This is a genomic window from Mesorhizobium sp. WSM4810 (assembly GCF_055811235.1).
The window spans coordinates 450,985-470,472 of sequence record NZ_JBVVQV010000002.1 but is presented as its reverse complement, the minus strand read 5'-3'; the positions used below and the strand labels follow the sequence as shown (position 1 = coordinate 470,472).

General features: G+C 62.4%; 16 protein-coding genes. 14 read left to right on the top strand and 2 right to left on the bottom strand.

The features are described from left to right. Positions 1–12 precede the first annotated feature (12 nt). Positions 13–1,209 carry an ROK family transcriptional regulator gene (locus tag AC0L3O_RS04945; RefSeq protein ID WP_473614978.1) on the bottom strand — a complete coding sequence of 399 codons (1,197 nt, stop codon included), beginning with the start codon at positions 1,207–1,209 and terminating at the stop codon, positions 13–15. A gap of 139 nt (positions 1,210–1,348) precedes the next feature. Between AC0L3O_RS04945 and AC0L3O_RS04940 the strand changes: the two genes are divergently transcribed. The 11 genes from AC0L3O_RS04940 (at position 1,349) to AC0L3O_RS04890 (ending at position 14,310) form a co-directional block, all read left to right on the top strand. Further along, positions 1,349–2,614: an ABC transporter substrate-binding protein gene (locus AC0L3O_RS04940; protein ID WP_473614977.1), complete on the top strand. Its 1,266-nt coding sequence runs from the start codon at positions 1,349–1,351 to the stop codon at positions 2,612–2,614. A 60-nt stretch (positions 2,615–2,674) separates the two neighbouring features. Then, positions 2,675–3,610: a carbohydrate ABC transporter permease gene (locus AC0L3O_RS04935; RefSeq protein ID WP_091597534.1), complete on the top strand. Its 936-nt coding sequence runs from the start codon at positions 2,675–2,677 to the stop codon at positions 3,608–3,610. Further along, on the top strand, positions 3,603–4,505 hold the full coding sequence (locus AC0L3O_RS04930; RefSeq protein ID WP_473614976.1) for a carbohydrate ABC transporter permease: 903 nt from the start codon (positions 3,603–3,605) through the stop codon (positions 4,503–4,505). Before AC0L3O_RS04935 ends, AC0L3O_RS04930 begins: the two co-directional genes overlap by 8 nt. A 25-nt stretch (positions 4,506–4,530) precedes the next feature. Beyond that, positions 4,531–5,628, top strand: a complete 1,098-nt coding sequence (locus tag AC0L3O_RS04925; protein ID WP_473614975.1) for an ABC transporter ATP-binding protein — start codon at positions 4,531–4,533, stop codon at positions 5,626–5,628. Between the two features lie 4 nt (positions 5,629–5,632). Further along, the gene (locus tag AC0L3O_RS04920) at positions 5,633–6,406 is read left to right on the top strand and encodes an SDR family NAD(P)-dependent oxidoreductase (protein ID WP_473614973.1); all 774 of its coding nucleotides are present in this window, start codon (positions 5,633–5,635) and stop codon (positions 6,404–6,406) included. A gap of 40 nt (positions 6,407–6,446) precedes the next feature. Continuing rightward, positions 6,447–7,448 (top strand): sugar phosphate isomerase/epimerase family protein, encoded by a 1,002-nt coding sequence (locus AC0L3O_RS04915; RefSeq protein ID WP_473614972.1) that lies wholly within the window; start codon positions 6,447–6,449, stop codon positions 7,446–7,448. Beyond that, positions 7,445–8,257 (top strand): SDR family NAD(P)-dependent oxidoreductase, encoded by an 813-nt coding sequence (locus tag AC0L3O_RS04910; protein ID WP_473614970.1) that lies wholly within the window; start codon positions 7,445–7,447, stop codon positions 8,255–8,257. Before AC0L3O_RS04915 ends, AC0L3O_RS04910 begins: the two co-directional genes overlap by 4 nt. A 345-nt stretch (positions 8,258–8,602) precedes the next feature. Next, entirely contained in the window at positions 8,603–9,790 is a 1,188-nt protein-coding gene (locus AC0L3O_RS04905) for a magnesium transporter (RefSeq protein ID WP_473614968.1), read from the top strand. Positions 9,791–10,345: 555 nt separating this feature from the next. Next, the gene (locus tag AC0L3O_RS04900) at positions 10,346–11,560 is read left to right on the top strand and encodes a tetratricopeptide repeat protein (protein WP_473614967.1); all 1,215 of its coding nucleotides are present in this window, start codon (positions 10,346–10,348) and stop codon (positions 11,558–11,560) included. A 95-nt stretch (positions 11,561–11,655) separates the two neighbouring features. Further along, positions 11,656–12,372, top strand: a complete 717-nt coding sequence (locus AC0L3O_RS04895; RefSeq protein WP_027152473.1) for a FecR domain-containing protein — start codon at positions 11,656–11,658, stop codon at positions 12,370–12,372. 81 nt (positions 12,373–12,453) lie between these two features. Continuing rightward, positions 12,454–14,310, top strand: a complete 1,857-nt coding sequence (locus AC0L3O_RS04890; RefSeq protein WP_473614966.1) for a CHASE2 domain-containing protein — start codon at positions 12,454–12,456, stop codon at positions 14,308–14,310. A gap of 14 nt (positions 14,311–14,324) precedes the next feature. Here the strand turns inward: AC0L3O_RS04890 and AC0L3O_RS04885 are convergent, their stop codons facing one another. Next, entirely contained in the window at positions 14,325–15,119 is a 795-nt protein-coding gene (locus AC0L3O_RS04885) for an IclR family transcriptional regulator (RefSeq protein WP_287218170.1), read from the bottom strand. A gap of 232 nt (positions 15,120–15,351) precedes the next feature. Here AC0L3O_RS04885 and AC0L3O_RS04880 point away from each other — a divergent pair, with 232 nt between their 5' ends. From AC0L3O_RS04880 to ggt, 3 genes are read left to right on the top strand one after another with little or no spacing between them, the layout of a single operon-like run. Continuing rightward, positions 15,352–16,953, top strand: coding sequence for an ABC transporter substrate-binding protein (locus AC0L3O_RS04880; protein WP_473614964.1), 1,602 nt, complete (start codon positions 15,352–15,354; stop codon positions 16,951–16,953). Between the two features lie 12 nt (positions 16,954–16,965). Continuing rightward, positions 16,966–17,826, top strand: coding sequence for an alpha/beta hydrolase (locus tag AC0L3O_RS04875; protein WP_287218167.1), 861 nt, complete (start codon positions 16,966–16,968; stop codon positions 17,824–17,826). Continuing rightward, a complete protein-coding gene (ggt, locus tag AC0L3O_RS04870; RefSeq protein ID WP_023800417.1) occupies positions 17,823–19,433 on the top strand; it encodes a gamma-glutamyltransferase in 1,611 nt (536 codons plus the stop codon). Before AC0L3O_RS04875 ends, ggt begins: the two co-directional genes overlap by 4 nt. Positions 19,434–19,488: the final 55 nt, after the last annotated feature.

Below are 19,488 nucleotides of genomic sequence, written 5' to 3'. Positions count from 1 at the left end.
CGAAAAGTCAAATCATTGCAGCCGGCTGTTGTGGCGCAGCACCAGGCCGACCGCGCCGAGCAAGGCATCGTTCTGCGTGTGCTTGCCAACGATTATCCGCGTGCGCAGTGCGGGCGCGATATCGCGGGACTTGATGAGCGTGTGGCGTTCATATGACGCGATCAGCGGTGCCAGGAGAATGTCGCCTGCCAACGCCATGCGGCCACCGATGATGATGAGCGGCGGATTGATCACCGAGCCGATCAGACCAAGACCGCGGCCGGCGAAGTCCGCGGTGTCCTCGATCATCCGTAGCGCCCCGACGTCGCCCTGCTCAGCCATCATGATCACCTCGTCCATCGTCACCGGCCGCCGCACGATGCGCGAAATCTGCTCCAGCGGCCGGGCAAAACTCGCATAGAGCTCCAGGCATCCGCGATTACCGCACCGGCAAAGATCGCCGCCGGGATCGATGCTGATATGCCCGAATTCGCCGGCGCCGCCGGCGATGCCCGTCACCAGCCGGCCATGCTGTACTATGGCCCCGCCGACGCCGAGATCGATCTTGAACAGGACGAAATCGTCTTGGCCGACGGCCGCGCCCCACATCAGCTCGGCAATGGCCGAGCAGTTGCTCTCGTTGTCGGCGAAAATCGGCTGTTCGAGAACCGGCCCGAACACATCGCGGATGTTGACCCCAGCCCAGGTCGGAACAATACTCGCACGCTGCACCACGCCCTCGCGGCTGACAGGGCCCGAGACGGAAACCCCAACCCCCAGGAGCCCCGCCATCGGCAGACCGTTCTCTACGTAGCATTGGGCAATTGCTGACTTGGCGAGCTCGGCCGCCTGTTGTGGCTGGTAGTCCAGGCCCATGGCGATAGTTTGTTCGGCAATGACAGAATGCGAGACGTCGCCGATGAGGCACCGCATCTCATCGAGGCCTAGGTGGATTCCGACGCAGGTGCCCGCAGCGGGATTGAGCGTCAAGGTCGCGGCAGGCCTGCCAATGCCCCTGGTCCCGTCATGGTGGGCCGAGGATTCGATCACCATTCCGGACTTTTTCAAGCCGTTGAGCGCCGTTGAAACTGTCGACCGCGCCAAACCCGTGATGTGCGCGATTTGCGAGGCAGAAAGCACGCCGCGCTCCCGCAGGCATCGCACGATCAGGCTCTCCGGTGATGCGGAGGGCTTGTCGATCAGCCAATTTCTAAGCGAAGGTTTGTTCATGGTGAGCACAAAGGACGTTGACTGATAGCTCAAATATGTCATCTTGGAAAGAACGGAGATGCTGCATCTCCCTCTGCGACGAACTCGAATTGCGTCACAAGCGGTCGATACGAACCGTACATCACATGGGAGTGAAACGATGGAATATCTGAGAACGGCCGTTGCGGCCGCTACGGCGTACACCCTTGTTGCGGGAGCCGCGCTCGCAGAGCCCAAGACCAACCTGTTGCATCAATGGGCGACCGGATCGGACGCCCAGGCCATTGCCAAGCTCGGCGAGATGTTCACCGCCAAGGGTGGCACCTGGCAGCAGACCTCCATCGCAGGCCACACGGCCAACACGCTGGCGAAACTGCGCGCCGACGTGATCGCCGGCAATGCACCGCCAGCGGTGCAGCTCAAGGGACCCGAGATCGCCGAATGGAACGAGACCGGCATGACAGCCAATCTCGACGAACTGGCGACAGCGGAAAATTGGGAGAAGGTCGTCGCTCCCGAATTGCTGCCGGTGATGAAGCCGACCGGCAGCTGGGTGGCGGCGCCGATGAATATCCATCGCATCAACTGGCTGTGGGCATCGCCGAAGGTCATGCAGGAAGCAGGCGTGGCCGAGGTGCCGAAGACGTGGGCAGACTTCAACGCCGCCTGCGACAAGATCGTGGCGTCAGGCAAAATCTGCATCTCGCACTCGACTGCCGACTGGACCGATTCGACGGTCTTCGAGGTGGTGGTCTACGGAATGGATCTCGATCTTTTCAAGAAGGCCTTCGTCGAGGGTGACGTCGAGGCGATGCGCAGCGACGGCATGGTCAAGGCCTTCGAACAGTTCCGCACCATGACGACCAAATATATGGACCCCGGCATGAACGGGCGCGACTGGGATAGCATGTCGCATCTGGTCGGCCGCGGCGAGGCCGCCTTCCACATCATGGGCGACTGGACGCTCGGCCTGCTCACGGCCGGCGGCTTCAAGCAGGGCACCGACTATGTCTGCGCCCAGGCGCCGACTGATTGGGGCAAGCCGGGCTTCCTCCTGAATTCCGACTCGGTCGTGTTCTTCCAGCAGAAGGATCCGGACTACGTCGAGGGCCAGAAACTGCTCGCCAGCACCATCCTGTCGCCCGAGTTCCAGACGATTTTCAATCAGACCAAGGGCTCGATCCCGGCCCGTCTCGACGTCGACCTTTCGAACGGCTTCAATCCCTGCCAGCAGCTTTCCCAGAAGGACCTGCAGGCGTCGATCGATGGCGGCACGCTTGTCCGTTCGATGGCGCACAACATGACGATCCCGCAGAAGGTGCGCGGCGCGATCATGGATACCGTCACCGAATTCGTGGCGACGCCGGACATGACCGCGCAGGACGCAGCCAGCGCGATGGCCGATGCGGCCGAAGCGCAGATGTGAAGACGCTGCCGATGATGGCTTGTCGCGCGTCGCCCGGCCCCGACTTCGCCGGAGCAGAAGATGTCAACGCGTGACCTGACCGTGCCGGTTGCGGCTACCGCAACCCCGTGGCGGCAGCGCCTGGGCACGATGGTGCCCATTCTGGTGCTGGCGCCGTCGCTTGCGGCGAGTTTCATCTACGTCTTCGTCTTCACGCTCTGGACGCTCTATCTCTCGCTCTCCAGTTCGTCGCTGATGCCGACCTATGGGTTCGTCGGTCTGGACAATTACGCTTCGCTCTGGGCGAACCGGCGCTGGAACATCGCCTACACCAACCTCTTTCTGTTCAGCGGCTTCTATATCGTCGGCTCGATGGCCATCGGACTGCTTCTGGCGATCCTGATCGACCAGCGCGTTCGCGGCGAGGCGGTCTGGCGCACGATCTTCCTCTATCCGCTGGCAGTCTCCTTCATCGTCACCGGCACGGTGTGGAGTTGGCTCTATAATCCCGTCGACGGCATCCAGGCCTTCGTGCGGGGGCTCGGCTGGACCGACTTCAGCTTCGCCCTGACGGCCAACCGCAACACCGCAATCTATGCGGTGATCATAACCGGTATCTGGCAGTCGTCCGGCTTCGCAATGGCGCTTTTCCTGGCTGGCCTGCGGTCGGTCGATCCGGATCTCATCAAAGCAGCGCAGATCGACGGTGCGTCGGTTTCCCGCACCTATCGGAAGGTCATCCTGCCGACGATCGCCCCGATTTTTCTGGCGGTGGCGGTCATCCAGATCCAGTTCGCCATCAAGACGTTCGACCTGGTGGCGGCGTTGACGCGGGGTGGGCCAGGTGTGTCGACTACCTTCCCGGCGATCTATGTCTACGACCTGATGTTCCAGCGTGGGCAGATCGGCGAGGGTGCCGCCGCGGCGATGATGATGCTCGCGGCCCTCGCGGTTGTGCTGGTGCCCTATTCCTTGTGGATCGTTTGGCGCAGGCGGGCGGAGGGCCGCAATGGCTGAAATTGTCACCAACGCCCGGCATGATCCCGAAGCGGCCGCGGCTAAGCGGCGATATTTCTGGGGTCGCTTCCTTGTCTATGCGGTGCTGACGCTTTTCGCCGTCATCTACCTTGCACCGCTGCTGGTCGTCGTCTTCAACTCGTTGCGGGAGCAGTCCGACATTGCCCGTAACGGCCTCCTCTCGCTGCCGCGCAGCTTCCGCCTCGACGCGTGGGCGCAGGCTTGGGGCACTTATTGCGTCAGCGGCACCTGCGAAGGCATGAAGCGCAATTTCTTCAACTCGCTCTGGATGACGATCCCCGCAACGCTCATCTCCACCCTCCTCGGCGCCATGAACGGCTACGTGCTGTCGAAATGGCGCTTCAAGGGCTCGGAAATTCTGTTCAACCTGATGCTCCTCGGCGTCTTCATGCCCGGCCAGATCTCGCTGATGCCGTGGGCGTTCCTGCTCGGCAAACTCGGCCTGACCAATTCGACCTACGGGCTGGTCTTGATTCATGTCGTCCAGGGCATCTCGTTCACCACCCTGTTCTGCCGCAACTTCTACGTCAGCATACCGGACGACCTTATCAAGGCGGCACGCATCGACGGCGCCGGCTTCTGGCGGATTTTCCGCAAGATCATCCTGCCGCTGTCGCCGCCGATTTTGATCGTCACCGTCATCTGGCAATTCACCGGCATCTGGAACGAGTATCTGTTCGGCGTCGTCTTCACCTCGGGCCAGCAGCAGCCGATTACGGCGGCTTTGGTCGCGCTTACTGCCGGCGGCACGACCGCCCGCGCTTACGATGTGATGAGCGCAGCCGTGCTGATCGGCGCGCTGCCGCCACTGCTGATCTACCTGTTCGGTGGAAAATACTTCGTGCGCGGCCTGACACAAGGCGCCATCAAATGAGGCGCCATCAAATGAGGCATCGCCCATGTCCGCGCTGATGATCCGCGACCTTCACAAGAGCTATGGCGGGCTCGAGATTCTGGCCGGCATCAATCTCGAGGCGCGAACCGGGGAGTTTGTCGCCCTCGTCGGCCCGTCGGGATGCGGCAAGTCAACCTTGCTCGCCATGATCGCCGGCCTGGAGACCGTCACCTCGGGCGAGATCTGGATCGGCGACCGGCTGGTCAACTCCGTGCAGCCCAAGGACCGCGACATAGCGATGGTGTTCCAGTCCTACGCCCTCTACCCGACCATGACGGTGCGCCAGAACATCACCTTCGGCATGGAGAGCCGGAGCGTGCCCAAAGCGGAGCAGGCGGAAGCCGTAAAGCGGGTTGCCGCGCTCCTGCAGATCGAGCAGCTGCTCAACCGCAAGCCCGGGCAATTGTCAGGTGGCCAGCGGCAGCGCGTTGCGATGGGACGCGCCCTGGTACGCGACCCAAAACTGTTTTTGTTCGACGAGCCGCTGTCCAATCTCGACGCTAAGCTGCGCGTCGACATGCGCACCGAAATCAAGAAGCTGCACCATCGCGTCGGCAAGACGACGGTGTACGTCACCCACGATCAGGTCGAGGCGATGACGCTTGCGTCCCGCATTGCGGTGATGAACCAGGGCTCGGTGCAGCAGTTCGACACGCCGAAGCGGATCTATGACCGGCCGACCAACATATTCGTGGCCGGTTTCATGGGATCGCCGGCGATGAATTTCATCCCCGCCCGGCTTACCGGCTCAACCAGCATCTCGGTGCGCGCCGCTGACGGCAGCGACGCTACTCTTGCCCTTGCCGCGCCTTTGCCCGCCGGTGCGCCAAAGGACGTGGTGCTCGGTGTTCGGCCCGAACACATCTACCGTTTCACAGCGGACCTGAAGTCGCGCAAACCTGCTGTCGAGTCCATGAAGGCGCCGGTCGAACTGGTCGAGCCGACCGGGGCCGAGACGCTTGCCGTCCTCAGGCTGGGCGACCTGGAGATCACCGGCCGATTCGAGCCGGATGACGCCCCCGTCATGGGCGAGACGATAACACTCGGCATCGACATGTCGCGCGCCTGTCTGTTCGATCCAGCAACCAGGGCGCTTCTGTGATCTGATGTCCATGCAATTCGCGACTTACCCGAGCTTGACCGATCGCGTCGTGCTGATCTCCGGCGGCGCCTCCGGGATCGGCGCCGATATGGTCCGCGCCTTTGCTTCGAATGGCGCCCGCGTATGCTTTCTTGATGTGCAGGATGGGTCCGCGGAAGCGCTGGTGCGCGAGCTTGGTGGCGTCGCCAGGCAGGCCCCGGTGTACCTCCATTGCGATGTCACTGACATCGCTGCGCTGCAGGCGTCGGTAGAAGACGTGCGCGCGCGTCTTGGTCCGGTCGCCGTCCTGGTGAACAACGCTGCCGATGATCAGCGCCAACCCGTTGACGCGGTGACAGCCGAATATTGGGACCGCAGCTTCGACGTCAATCTCCGGCATCACTTCTTCGCCGCGCAGGCGGTGCATCCGCATATGAAGGAACTCGGCTTCGGCTCGATCATAAACTTCTCTTCCATCGCCTGGCGTTTCGGCGCGGACCAGATGGTGGCCTATGCCACCGCCAAGGGGGCTGTGGTGGCGCTGACGCGCGCATTGGCGCGGTCGTTTGGATCCGACAACATCCGCGTCAATGCAGTCGAACCCGGCGCCGTCATCACCGAGCGGCAGCGCCAGCTGTGGTTCAAGACCCAGGACGCAATCGACCAGACGGTGCAGCGGCAATTGATCCGCCGCGTCCTGCTGGGCGAGGAGATTGCGCGGACCGTGCTCTTCCTTGCCGCCGATGACAGCCGCATGATCACGAAGCAGTCCATCGCCGTCGATGCCGGTCTGCGCTGATGCGATCGCTCCCACATCTTTCAACGGGACTGCCAAGCTGATGCTTCGCCTCGGCCTCAACCCTTACGGATTGACCTACACTCTCGGCCTGCAGGGACGCGGTACGCCGCGGCACAATCCGGACGGGACGGGGCTGGAAGGCTTCATGGCGCTTGCGCAGGAACTGGGCGCACGCACGCTCGAGATCTATGAACCATGGCTGACCGACTTGCCGGACGCCGAAATCGTCGAGCTGCGCAGGCGTCTGGCCGCGCTCGACATCGTCCCGGTGGTCAGTGGCGGACTTCTGGTGGCCGGTCCGTTGGACAGCGCGTTTCGGGCGGCGCGCCTGCTCGAGGCGACAACGATCCGTATCGCACTGACCCCCGTCCTGTGCGGCGACCGCAACCTGTGGGGCCCGAAATGGAGCGAGTTCGACGCGACGATCCGCGCTGCCTTGACGGAATGGGGGCCGCGTGCGGCGGCTGAGGGCCGGGTGCTCGGCATCGAAAACCATCAGGACTTCGGCAGCGACGAACTGGTCGCGTTCTGCGAACTCGGTGGGCCGGGCGTCGGCATCACCTACGACACCGGCAACACCTTCCCTGTCGGCGAGGCGCCGCTTGCCTTCACGCGGCGCATCGCACCGCACGTCCGCCATGTCCACCTCAAGGACTATCGCGTGCAGTTCACCGATGAGGGCTATCGTCTGGTCCGCTGCGCGATCGGCGACGGCGCCGTGCCCTTCGCCGGACTGGCAGCCATCCTCGCCGAGCATCACGACACGCTGACCGCCGTGCTCGAGCCGGGCGCGCTGGAAGCCCGCCACGTTCGCTGTCTCAGCGACGACTGGTGGAACGGGTATGCGCCGAAGACTGCGCGCGAGTTCGCCGCCTGCCTGAGTGCTGCCCGCGTAAACCGCCTTGCGGACGACGTCGACTACCGGACGCCATGGGAGCGCGACGATGACGGCGCGCTGGTTTCGTATGAGCTCGACATGATCCGGCGCAGCGCCGCCAACATGAAGAAGTTCGATTTCATTGCAATGGAGAAATCAGCATGACTGCCCGAGAACTCAGCGGCCTGACCGCCTTCGTGACCGGCTCGGGACGCGGCCTTGGTCGCGTCATGGCCGAACGCCTGGCCGAACTTGGCGCAAACGTCGCGATCCACGATCTCGATTGGACCCGGCCGTCGCAATATGGCGAATTCGCAGACCTCGGCGAATCCGCCAGGGGTTTGGAAAAGCATGGGACACGGGTAACCGCGGTTACGGGCAACATCGGTGACAGGCAAGCCGTTGCCGAAATCAAGAGGAAGATCGAAGCGGAGCTCGGCGATGTGCATGTTCTGGTCAACTGCGCCGGCGGCGACATCGGCGCCAAGGGGGTAAAGCCCAGTCCCAACAACGCGCTCGACATCGACTGTGAAGACATCAAGGTGCTGACCGAGAACAATCTCATCGGCACGATGCTGGTCTGCCAGGCGTTCATTCCGCCCATGGTCAAACGCGGCTCAGGCTCGGTGATCAACATTGCCTCAGCGGCAGCGCATATCGGATGCTCGCCGGAGGTGGTCTACTCCACGCTCAAGGCGGCCGTCGTGCATTATACGCGTTGCCTCGCCAAGGAACTGATCGACGATGGCGTGCGCATCAATGCGGTGAGCCCCGGCGCCACCAAGACGGCACGGTTCCAGGCGAGCCGCGTCGTCGATCCGGAGCGCATGGACTCGAGCAAAAAATCGCTGAACCGCTATGCCGAGCCTGAAGAGATCGCCGAAGCGGTGGCCTTCCTCGCCGGTCCGCGCGCGCGTTTCATCAACGGGCAGGTCATTCGCGTCGATGGCGGCTTCACCATCTTCCCAGGTTGAATCGCGGCCGGCACGCGAACTGTCGGGCTGAGCGCACCCCAATGAGCAGGGCCGCGACGGCCCATTTGCCGACCTTACTTCGTTGATGAGTTGCGACGTGCTCGCAGAGCTCGGGAATCGACGGTGAAGTTTCGGCAACACGTCAATTCTCTTGGCGACACGCTGACGTTACAACCCGCCTATATGCACCCACGCAATGGCTCAGATTTGTCTGGGTCAGTCTACTCGGCGCCCCGAGAAGGCGAAGATTCCGGATCGAGGCGCTTAGGCCACCGTGCGCCTGGGCAGAGCGAACCGGTTCCGTCTATAAGCTCAGAGGCGCAACATTAGAGGTTGGGGGAACAGATGAGGGAAGAGAACGACATTGAGAAGTTGGTGCGCACGCTGCGTGCTCGAGCCCCTGACGACGCGGCTGAATTGCTAGCCCGAGAGTCTCCCGAGTTCATCCGCGACGCACTAAAGTTGTTACCGGATAGGCACGCCCGGAAGGTGGCGGAGCATTTTCCCTCGCAAAGGAGGCCCATCAAATCTCATACCGACGGCAAGGATCTCGCGATCCCCGAGGCCATCGTTGAGCTGATGGATCCGATCCCCGCCAGCGTTGCTGTCGGGACGACGGTAGCCGCCGCGGTCGAGGCCGTCAGGCGCGCGCAGGTGCCGACCGAGTTGACTTACCTCTACATCACGGACGAGGGCGATAGACTGGTTGGCCTAGTGGTCTTGCGCGATCTGATGCTGAGCGGGGCCGACGCGACGGTGGATCAGATTATGCTGGCAAGTCCGTTCGCCCTTCACGTCGATATGCCTTTGAGCGAAGCCTGCAAGGCGGCGGTACGCCGTCACTACCCTGTCTATCCCGTGGTGGACGCGGAGAACCGGCTGCTCGGGCAGGTTCGCGGCTGGCGGCTGTTCGAGCAGCAAATCATCGAGATTTCTGCCCAGCCTGGCCAGATGGTGGGTGTCCAGAAGGAGGAGCGTTCTTTCACTCCGCTGTTTTCAGCCTTTTTGAAACGTCATCCGTGGCTGCAGCTCAACCTGCTGACGGCCTTCATAGCCGCTTTCGTGGTCGGCTCGTTCACAGGCACGATCGAGAAGATCGTCGCGTTGGCGGCGTTCCTCCCGGTGTTGGCCGGACAGAGCGGAAACACCGGCTGCCAGGCGCTGGCTATTACGCTGCGTGGCCTCGCCCTAGGGGATGTGGACAAACGACCGAAGCTGCACTTGGTGCTGAGGGAGGGAGCGCTCGGGATCGCCAACGGCTTGCTCGTCGGTCTGGTGGCGGCTGCGGCCATGTGGTTCTACGCTTCACGGCAGCCGGAGTCGGCATCCCAGGCGCCCATGCTGGCGCTTGTGATCCTGCTCGCCATGTCCGGATCGTGCCTCATGTCCGGGATCTCCGGCGTGCTGATCCCGTTGGGCCTGCGGCGGGTCGGCGCCGATCCGGCCGTGGCTTCCGCGATCTTCCTCACGACGGTGACCGATATTGTAGGCATGGGCCTGATGCTGGGACTGGCCACCATGCTCGTGCTGTAGGGCACGCTCGACGGACGTGATCGCGGACGAGGACGTTGTTGCCTATGAAGTGACCTCGTCGGCGTTCAACAAGATAACAAAGGCTAAGCCGCACATCGCGCAGGCCGTCCTGAGAAGCATCGCCCGCTAGCTCTCCGAGCGCTTGCGCAACGCGGCGGAGGACCTTCGGAGGAGCTCCATGTGACCCTGATGCGTCGTGCGGCGACCAGGTACGTGGAGAATCGCGCAAACAATGTTGATCTTGTCGGCTGCGCAATCCGCCGCTGATTATGATTTGGATTAGTTGCCGTTTGTAGGGAATACTTGCTGGAAGCCAAGCAACGCTGAGAAGATGTTTGGCCAACCAGCGTAGGCGAAATGCGATTGAACGCGATAGTTTGTTGCGCAGCTGCAACAGCTGCTGAAGACTCGGAGGTTTCCTGACAGTTCTGTCGCTTTTTTTCGTGCAGGCGTGCTAGATCCGCTGCACTAGTCGGGTTGGGGTGGGTTCTCGGCATGCATTCCTCGTTTTCAATGATCCTCGGCTTCGCCGCGGCGCTGCTTTGTACCGGCATATTGCCGGCCGGCGCACAAGGTCTCTATCCGGCCTATGACGATGCGTTTTCGGCCCGCATTGCCAATCCGACCGACAACGGAGCGCTAGCTCAATTCGTCACAGTTGCCGTCAACGCAGGGCAGTACGATCAGGCGATCTCGTCGATCGAGCAGTATCTCATCAAACATCCTCGCGATGCGCGCGCCCGGCTCTCGGCCAGCCGGTTGTATTATCATGTCGGCTCCTATGAATTGGCCCGGCGGCAGGCGCAGTACGGCCTCGAGGTCGGGGACCTGTCCGCGGATGAGCAGCAGGAAGCCGTTCGCCTGCTCGCCCGCATCGAGCGCGCGTTACGTGGCGTCACCTGGGAAATCGCTCTGACTGGCGGCATGTTCAGCGCATCCACCGATTTTGAGCCGGGCGGGGCCGAAGACGACCGCACCTTGGTCTCGCCCTATGGGCGGGCGGAAGGCTTTATCCGATGGGATCTCGGGACGCCAAGTGCTGATGCACTTGTCCTCTCGGGCTCGCTGGCAGCGACAGAGCGCTTTTTCACCAAAGACCTGTCGGTTCCCGGTGCCGAGGAGACTTTTATCCACGGGAACGCCGCCATTACCTTGGACAAGGGACTGCCCAACAGCGGGATCGATTCGCTACGGCTGCTACTTTCCGCGTTCGCCGTCACAGATCGCTTCGACAGCGACGTTCACGAGAGCGGCGTCGGTCTAAGTGGGCGCTTCCTCGTGCGCCCCACCGTCGAGACGACGCTTTTTGCAGGTGCCGGCTACATCGATCTAAGCAGCTCGAAAGGCATCTTCGCCGATAGCAGGGCCTTCTATGAGGCAGGCGGCAGCTACCGCTTCCGCAATGGCCAGGCGCTCGGACTGCGCCTAGTCGGCTCGACTGACTTCGCCTCCGGAGCTGGCGAAATCGGCCGCAGCTACATTGGAGAGGTCCGCTACGGCGGCGTGGTGATGGAAGTACCGGACCTTTTCGCATGGTCTCACCAGGTCGCCGTCTCGGCCGGCCACAGCGACACTCCCGACTTGTCCGTCGGCATCGGCACGAACATCCAGAGCGACTTCTGGCGCATTGCCTCGGAAAGCGATTTTCAGCTCACTGAATGGCAGAAGGTCAGTGTCGATCTCGCCTATCGCGAAACCGACTTCGAGATCGCCAGCGGCGACCGAGATTCATTCGAATTGCTCGTGAGCTACACGTTGACACTCAACTGAAAGAGGCCGCGATGAGGACCCTGTATCGTCAGATAGCCACTTGTATCGCCTGCCTTGCCTTTGCGGCACCATCTGGCGCTGAAACGGTTGGGTCCATGACGGCCTACCAGACCAACATCATCCGCAATCACGGCGAGGCGATGAACGTCGGCGCTGGCGTCGAACTCGGCGACCAGCTGCGCAGCAATATCACCGGTCTCGGAATGCTCGTGTTCCGGGACGAGTCGAGCGCCAAGATTGGTCCGAACACCAGCCTGACGATCGATGAATTCGTCTACAATCCGGGGTCCCGATCAGGAAAGATCGACATCAGGATGAACAGCGGCCTGGCCCGTTTCTACGGCGGCCAGGTTTCGAAAGGCGGCGACATGCAAGTTGCGACGCCACACATGGTGCTCGGAGCCAGAGGTGGCATCATTGAGGTGCTTGTGATTGCTGGTCAGACCGTCGGCATACTGCGCGCCGGCCGCATGACCTGCATGATGAATGGTCGCAAGCTCGTGATCACAAACCCGGGCCACGCCTGCACGTCGGACAATGACAAACTGCTGACCGGCTACGGCGGTATCGACGCGTTCCCGATTTTGGACAGCATCGATCGAATAGCCGGCACCGGCCTGCCAGGCGAACCGGGTCCGGGGCTGAACGTAAGCGCGATTTGTGCGTCAGCACTCGGCAATTCGCTCAAAGCCTGCAAGTCCACCGACGGCGCATTGCCCGGCGTGGCCATGGAGTTCCCTGACAGCCCAACGCCCCCTGTAGGCAGCGGGGTGGATGATGAGGATGATGACTGCTTTCCCGACTGCCGGTAAGGCTGGCCGAGCGGCATGAGCCCCTCGCTTGATTGGCGGCGGGCTGCCAGGCGGAAAATACCTGGTCTTGCGGTCGTACTCTTGCTGCTCGCTTGCCATTTTGCTTTCGACGGGCCGCTGTCGCGCCTGCGCGAGCGCACGTACGACCTCTACCAGTCCCTCGCCCCGCGCCAGGCGACGAGCAATCCTGTTGTCATTGTCTCGATAGACGACGCGAGCCTTAAGGCATATGGGCGATGGCCTTGGAACCGTGGCCTTTTGGCCGATCTGGTCGATGGTGTCGCCGAGTCCGGTGCCGCGGTGATCGGGCTTGCGCTGGTGCTGCCCGAGGCTGATATCTCTCCTGATGGCATCGCCGGAGACAAGCGCCTCGCCAGCGCACTGGCGAAAAATCGAACGGCGCTCGCCGTTAGCCTGGGCAACGAGGTGACGGTTTCAGAAGCAGAGCCCAAAGCCGGCTGGTCGATCGTCGGGCAGCTACCCGAGACGCTTCCTGGCTTCACCGGTCTGACAGGCTCCCTTCCTGATTTCTCGAGCGCCGCTGCAGGCCTCGGCGTAATTCGCACTGTGCCCGATCCCGACGGCGTACTACGCCATGTGCCGCTGCTCTGGCTCCGAAATACGCTTCAAGGCGTGCAGCTCTGGCCGTCGTTCGCGCTCGAACTCCTGCGCCTCTACGCCGGAGAGAACGGCTACGTAGCCCGGATGAATGTCGCCGGGTTTGACGCGCTCAGGATGGCCGGGACCATTGTGCCACTTGAGCCGCAGGGCAGCATCCGCCTCTGGGAGACCGACACCAATACGCCGCGCATATCTGCCAGTAATATCCTTTCGGGTCGCGGCGATCCGCTGCTGCGGAACGCGATCGCCATTGTTGATCTGTCAGCCGTGGGATTGACACAGTATCTGTCCACCCCGGCGCGTCCGGCGCGACCAGGCGTGGACATCCACGCTGATGCAATCGGCCAGATGCTTGCCGCGAGCTATCTTGTAGAGCCAACGCAAGCGCGGACGCTGGAGCGGCTGTGGTTGGTCCTCAGTGGCATCGTTTTCATCGGGCTTTCTGGAGTGCTCGCCGAGCGGGTCGTGATTGGCGCATTCGCTCTGGCGCTCCTGGCTGCCACGCCCTTCGTGTTTGGCGCTCTCGAATACAGCCTGCAGGGTGCGCTCTATGACCCACTGCAGCCGGCGCTTGCGACGATCCTCGTAGCTGGCTTCGAGGGCTATGCCCTCTACAGGCGCAGCGAGCAGCGCCGGTCCACCCTGGCCCGGCAGTTTTCCCAATATCTGTCGCCCTCTGTGGTGCAGCGCCTGGCAAATTCGGATACCGAAGCGATCCTGTCCGGAGAGAAGCGCGAGATCACAATCCTGCTGAGTGACATACGCGGCTTCACGGCGATGAGCGAACAACTCGATGCCCAAGAAATCGGAAAGGTGGTCAACCACTTCCTCGGCCTTGCGACCGATGAGATACTCAAGCGCGACGGGACCATCGATAAGTTCATGGGCGATGCCGTGCTAGCCTTCTGGAACGCGCCGCTTGACCAGCCAGATCATCGCGAGCGCGCGCTCGAAGCGGGGCTCGCCCTGATCGAACGGGTCAAGCGCGAAAACGCCGCGCTTACCGCGCGCGGGCATCCCTCTATCGAAATCGGCGTCGCCATCGATACTGGCATCTGCTCCGTCGGGAATTTCGGCTCCGAACGGCGCTTCGATTACACCGCGATCGGCTCGCCGGTGAACCGCACGGCACGGCTCGAGTCAACGACCAAAAAGCTGAGCATCCCCCTGGTGCTTGGTCCCGGATTTGCCCAAGGAGCATCGATGCCGGTTGTCCAGGCGGGCGCCTTCGAACTCCAAGGCTTCAAGGGCGAGGTGCCGGTTTTCACCGTTCCGGAGATACATCCCTCGTCGCAATCTGCCGAGGCAGTCGTGTGATATTTGGCACCGGTTCAACTCGCTATCTCATTGGCAGCCGGCGAGCGGAAGCCAAGGGCGGCAGAAATACGATGGGCGGCCCGGGCCACCATGTCGCCCAGTTCGCTTATACGCTCTTCCGGCACCCGATTTTCCGGGGCAGCGATGTTCAGCGCCGCGATTATCTTACCCGGCGCCACGAACACCGGTGCGGTGATCGAAATCAGATCGTCGTTGATCTCGCCGCGACTGACGAAAAACTTCGCCTTGCGGATTTGCTCGAGCCCGCCCCTAAGAAGCCGAGGATCGGTCACCGTTTTCTTGGTGAAGCGCTTCAACGGGCCGGAAAGAATGGCCTCGCGCTCCTCATCACCCATATGGGCCAGGAACGCCTTGCTCGAACCGGCATGTAGCGGACGCCGCCGGCCGACAATCGCATTGACGCGAAGGTCCCGCTTCGGCTCCCATTTGGCGACGCAAAGGCTTTCCTGGTCATCGCGGATCCGCAACTGGGTGGTTTCGCCGATCTTCTGACCGAGTTCTTCCAGAACAGGGTTTGCTATGCGGATCAGATCCATCTGTTCGCTGGCGGCGTGGCCCAGCATCAATGCAGCGAGGCCGAGGCGATAGCCTTTTCCATCCGATGATCGCGCCAGCAAGCCGCGCCGCACCAGCGTCTGCAAAAGCCGGAAAGCGCGCGCCTTGCTGTCGCCGGAACGCCGCGCGATTTCGGAAACGCCAAGATCTGCCTCGCCGGCCACAGTCTGCAACAAACTGATCGCGCGATCGACGGAATCGACCGTGTACCGGGTATCTGCTTGATCGGTCATTTCTCACTTCCTCGCCAAAGCGTCTCGTGCAGGAGGTTAAACGAGAAAATTTGTATCGTCTAGTGAAACGATGGTTTATCTGTGTTGACAAATCGTGAAGCTTTCGTTTCACTCGCTGTCAGGAAGGAGGCCGGCACCATCAGCGGATCCCAAGCTGGGCTCGATCATGGCAAGCGGCAGCGGAAAAGAACTCCTCCGATGGAACTATCCAGAGTGGACACGGAGAAAACCAATGATGAACCGGACAATATCGCGCCGTGCGCTGATGCAATGGGCGCTCGGCGGTGCCGCCGTCTTGCAAGGCATTGGCTGGACGGGGCTTGCCCACGCCGCGGCAAATGGCCAGCTGCGGATCGGCATGGCTGCTCCGCCGACGACGCTAGACCCGCATCTGAAGAGCAATGCGCCGAACAACGCGCTTGCCACCCACATCTACGACACGCTTGTCATCAACGACGAAAAATCGATCTCCAGACCGGGGCTCGCGACGGCCTGGCGCGTGGTCGACGACACCCATTGGGAGTTCGACCTGCGGCCGGACGTGCGCTTCAGCGACGGTGAGCCGCTCACTGTAGACGACATCGTCGTCTCATTCGACCGGGCCAACACCATCGACAGCACGGCGTCGTTCCGGACCTACACGCGCAACATCAAGTCGATCACCTCGCCCCAAACCGGCAAGCTTCTCATCGAAACCAAGCAGCCGGAGCCGCTTCTGCCCAATTCGCTCAGTCGCATTCGCATCATCCGCGCCAAGTTCAAGGATACCCCGAGCGATCAGTTCAACAACGGCACCGCGGCGATCGGAACTGGCCCCTATGTGCTGAAGGAATATGTTTCCGGCAACCGTGTCGCGCTTTCCGCCAATCCCAACTACTGGGGACCGAGGCCTGCTTTGCCGGACGTCGAGCTCCGCATCGTCACCGATGCCGGCGCGCGGCTTGCCAACCTGCTCGCCGGCGATCTCGATCTCGTCGAACAGGTGCCCTACGAGGGTGTTGCCCGCGTCGAACAAGACGAGCGCTTTCACATCATCCGCGGCGTATCGAGCCGGGTGGTCTTCTTCTCGCTGGACACGTTCAGGGACGTGACGCCCTTCATCAGCGGCAAGGATGGCAAGCCGCTCGACCGCAACCCGCTGAAGGATCTGCGTGTGCGGCAGGCGCTGTCCATGGCGATCGACCGCAGCGCCATCGTCGAGCGCTTGATGCAGGGCAATGCCATTGTCGCTTCACAGTTTCTGCCCGCCGGCGCCCCGGGCACCTCGGCTGCTATCAAACCCGTTCCATTCGACGCTGCAAAAGCCACGGCCCTGCTTGCCGAGGCCGGCTACCCCGATGGCTTCCGCCTGACGATCCACGGGCCCAATGATCGTATCGTCAACGATTCGAAGATCGTGCAGGCCGTGGCCCAGATGTTCTCTCGCATCGGCCTGGAAGTCAGCGTCGAGGTCATGCCCTGGTCGGTTTATGCCGACAAGGCGGATGCCCATGAGTTCAGCGTCAATCTGGACTCCTGGGGCGTCAACACAGGCGAAACCTCGAACCCGATGACAGCTCTGGTCGCGACGCAGAATCCGGACGCCGGTATGGGCATCGCCAATTCGGGCCGCTACTCCAATCCCGATCTCGATGCCAAACTGGCTGTGGCGAAGCGGACGCTGGACGACACCAAACGCGAAATGATGCTCTCGGAGCTCAGCGACATCGTCTTCAACGACGTCGCCCTGATTCCGCTGCACCATGAGGTTCTCGTCGTGGCTGCCCGAAAGGACCTTCAGTTCACGACGCGGGCCGACCAGTATACGCTGGCCATGAACGCCAAGATTGTCTGAGGAGGTGTAGACTTGACGAGCATCGCCACGGGATCTGTTGCGGATCGCGGTCGCGCTACATACGATCTTGGCGCGACCGCCATCTTTGCTTCCAAATCGGACCCACGCTTCCACTATTGCCTGTATGTACCGCCCGCGGTTGGGGAAGGCGCCCAAGTCGACCTGCTGGTGGCCGTCCATGGTACCGGCCGCACCTCGTTCCTGGGTTTCCGTGATGCGTTCGCCGAGTTCGGACGCTGGAACGACTGCGCCATTTTGTGCCCGGTGTTTCCAATGGGCGTTCTCGGCGACGATGCCCGCAGCGGATACAAATACATGATCGAGAGCGACATCCGCTACGATCAGGTGCTGCTCGCGATAGTCGAGGAAGTCGTCGCGAAATACCGTCAGGACTGGACCCGCTTCGCTATGTTCGGATTTTCCGGCGGCGGGCATTTCACCCATCGCTTCGCCATCCTTCATCCCGACAGGCTATGGGCGGCGTCGATCGGCGCACCGGGATCGGTGACCCTGCTCGATCCCACGCGGGACTGGTGGGTGGGCATTCGCGACCTGCCGGAGAAGTTCGGCATCACCTTCGACGCCGCAGCGCTGGCAAAAGTGCCTGTCCAGATGATCGTCGGCGATGCCGACCTGGAGACCTGGGAAATCACGCATGTCCAAGGCAGCGCGCATTGGATGCCGGGCGCCAACGATGCAGGACAAACGAGGCCGGAACGCCTCAGCACGTTGTGTCGATCGTTCGAGGAAGCGGGTGCGCGCGTACGCTTTGATTTGCTGCCCGGGGTAGCCCACGAACGTGACGCGGTTCTCGATCCGGTCAAGGATTTCCTGGCCCAGGCGCTCAAGGAACGACGGAACGCATCAAGATGAATGCAATGATCGTTGCGCCGCAGCCGGAGGCGGTCGAGGCGGGCGCGCTGGTGCTCAAACGCGGCGGCAACGCCGTCGATGCGGCGATCGCCTGCGCTTTCATGCAAGGCGTCGTCGACCCTCAAATGGCCGGCATCGGGGGCTTTGGCTCGATGCAGGTCTATATGCCGCGACGCGGCGTGCACGAGGTGCTAGAATTCTACGCCAGGGCGCCGCTCAAAGCGTCGCCTGAAATGTGGAGCGACCTTCTGGTCGGCCAGTCGCGCGACGGCTTCGCCTTTCTGCTGGAAGGCGGCATCAGCGAGATCGGCTATCTCGCCGTCTGCACGCCGGGCAGTGTCAAGGGCTATGCCGAGGCGCTGGCGAGATACGGCACTTTTGAATGGGCCGACGTCGTCGCACCCGCCGCCAAGCAGGCGAGGCGCGGCTTTATGGTCCGCCCGCATGTCCATTGGTACTGGGCCCAGGACGGCGTAGATACCGGCGAAGTGCGGACCCTTGACAAGCTGCGCTTCAGCAACACGGGGCGCGCCATCTATTTTCGCCCGGACGGCGCGGTCAAGCTGCCAGGCGACGTCGTCGTCAACACCGACCTCGCCCAAACGCTCGAGCGCATCGCGGCCGCCGGTCCGGATATTTTCTACAAGGGCGAGATCGCCGAAGAAATCGCCGCCGACATGGCCGCCAACGGCGGCCTTATCGGGAAGGATGATCTGGCGCGCTATGAGCTATCCACCGCGCAACCGCTCTGGGGCGAGTATCGTGGCTACGATATCGCGACCAGCCCGCCGCCCGCCAGCGGCATATCCATGCTGCAATTGCTCCACATCCTCGAGCATTTTGATGTCGGAGCCATGGAGCATGACGGTGCCGAGCACATCGTCCTGCTGGCGGAGGCGATGAAGCGCATGACCATCGACAAGGACCGCCATCTCGGCGATCCTGCCTATGTCGACGTGCCGGTCGCGCGGCTGCTGTCCCGCGACTATTGCAGCGGGCTCGCCGCCGAGATCAAGGCCGGGCTGCGCGCCAGGATCGAGCGCGTCGATGACCGGTCGCCGCGCGACACGACCCATATTTCGGTGGTCGACCGTGAGGGCAATGCCGTCGCCTTGACCCACACGCTGGGCAGTCCCTCGGGGGCGATCACCGATGGCCTGGGATTCATGTACAACGGAACGATGAGCCGCTTCGACCCAAGGCCGGGCCGGGCCGGATCGCTGGCTCCCGGCAAGCGGCGGGCCAGCTCTGCGGCGCCCACAATCGTATTCAAGGACGACCGGCCGGTGATCGTCATGGGAGCGCCCGGCGGCAGCTATATCGCGCCGTCCATGGCGCAGGGGCTGATGAATCTCATTGATTTCGATATGAGCATGTCGGAAGCGGTGGCCGCCCCGAGGATCGTGGCGGTGTCGAACACAATCGACGTCTCCAATCGCATTCCGCGCTATGTCACTGAAGAAATCGAGGGCCGGGGCTACGAGGTGAAGCGCTCTTGGCAAAGTTACGCTTTTGCCGCCCTCCACGGCATCCAGATCGAAGACGGAATTTGCCGCGGCGGCGCCGATCCGCAGCGCGACGGCATGGCGATGGCGGTGCCGGCGTGATGTGCCGCGCACAGACGACCGGCGACCCTTTCCGGCAATCAGGCTGCGGAGCGAT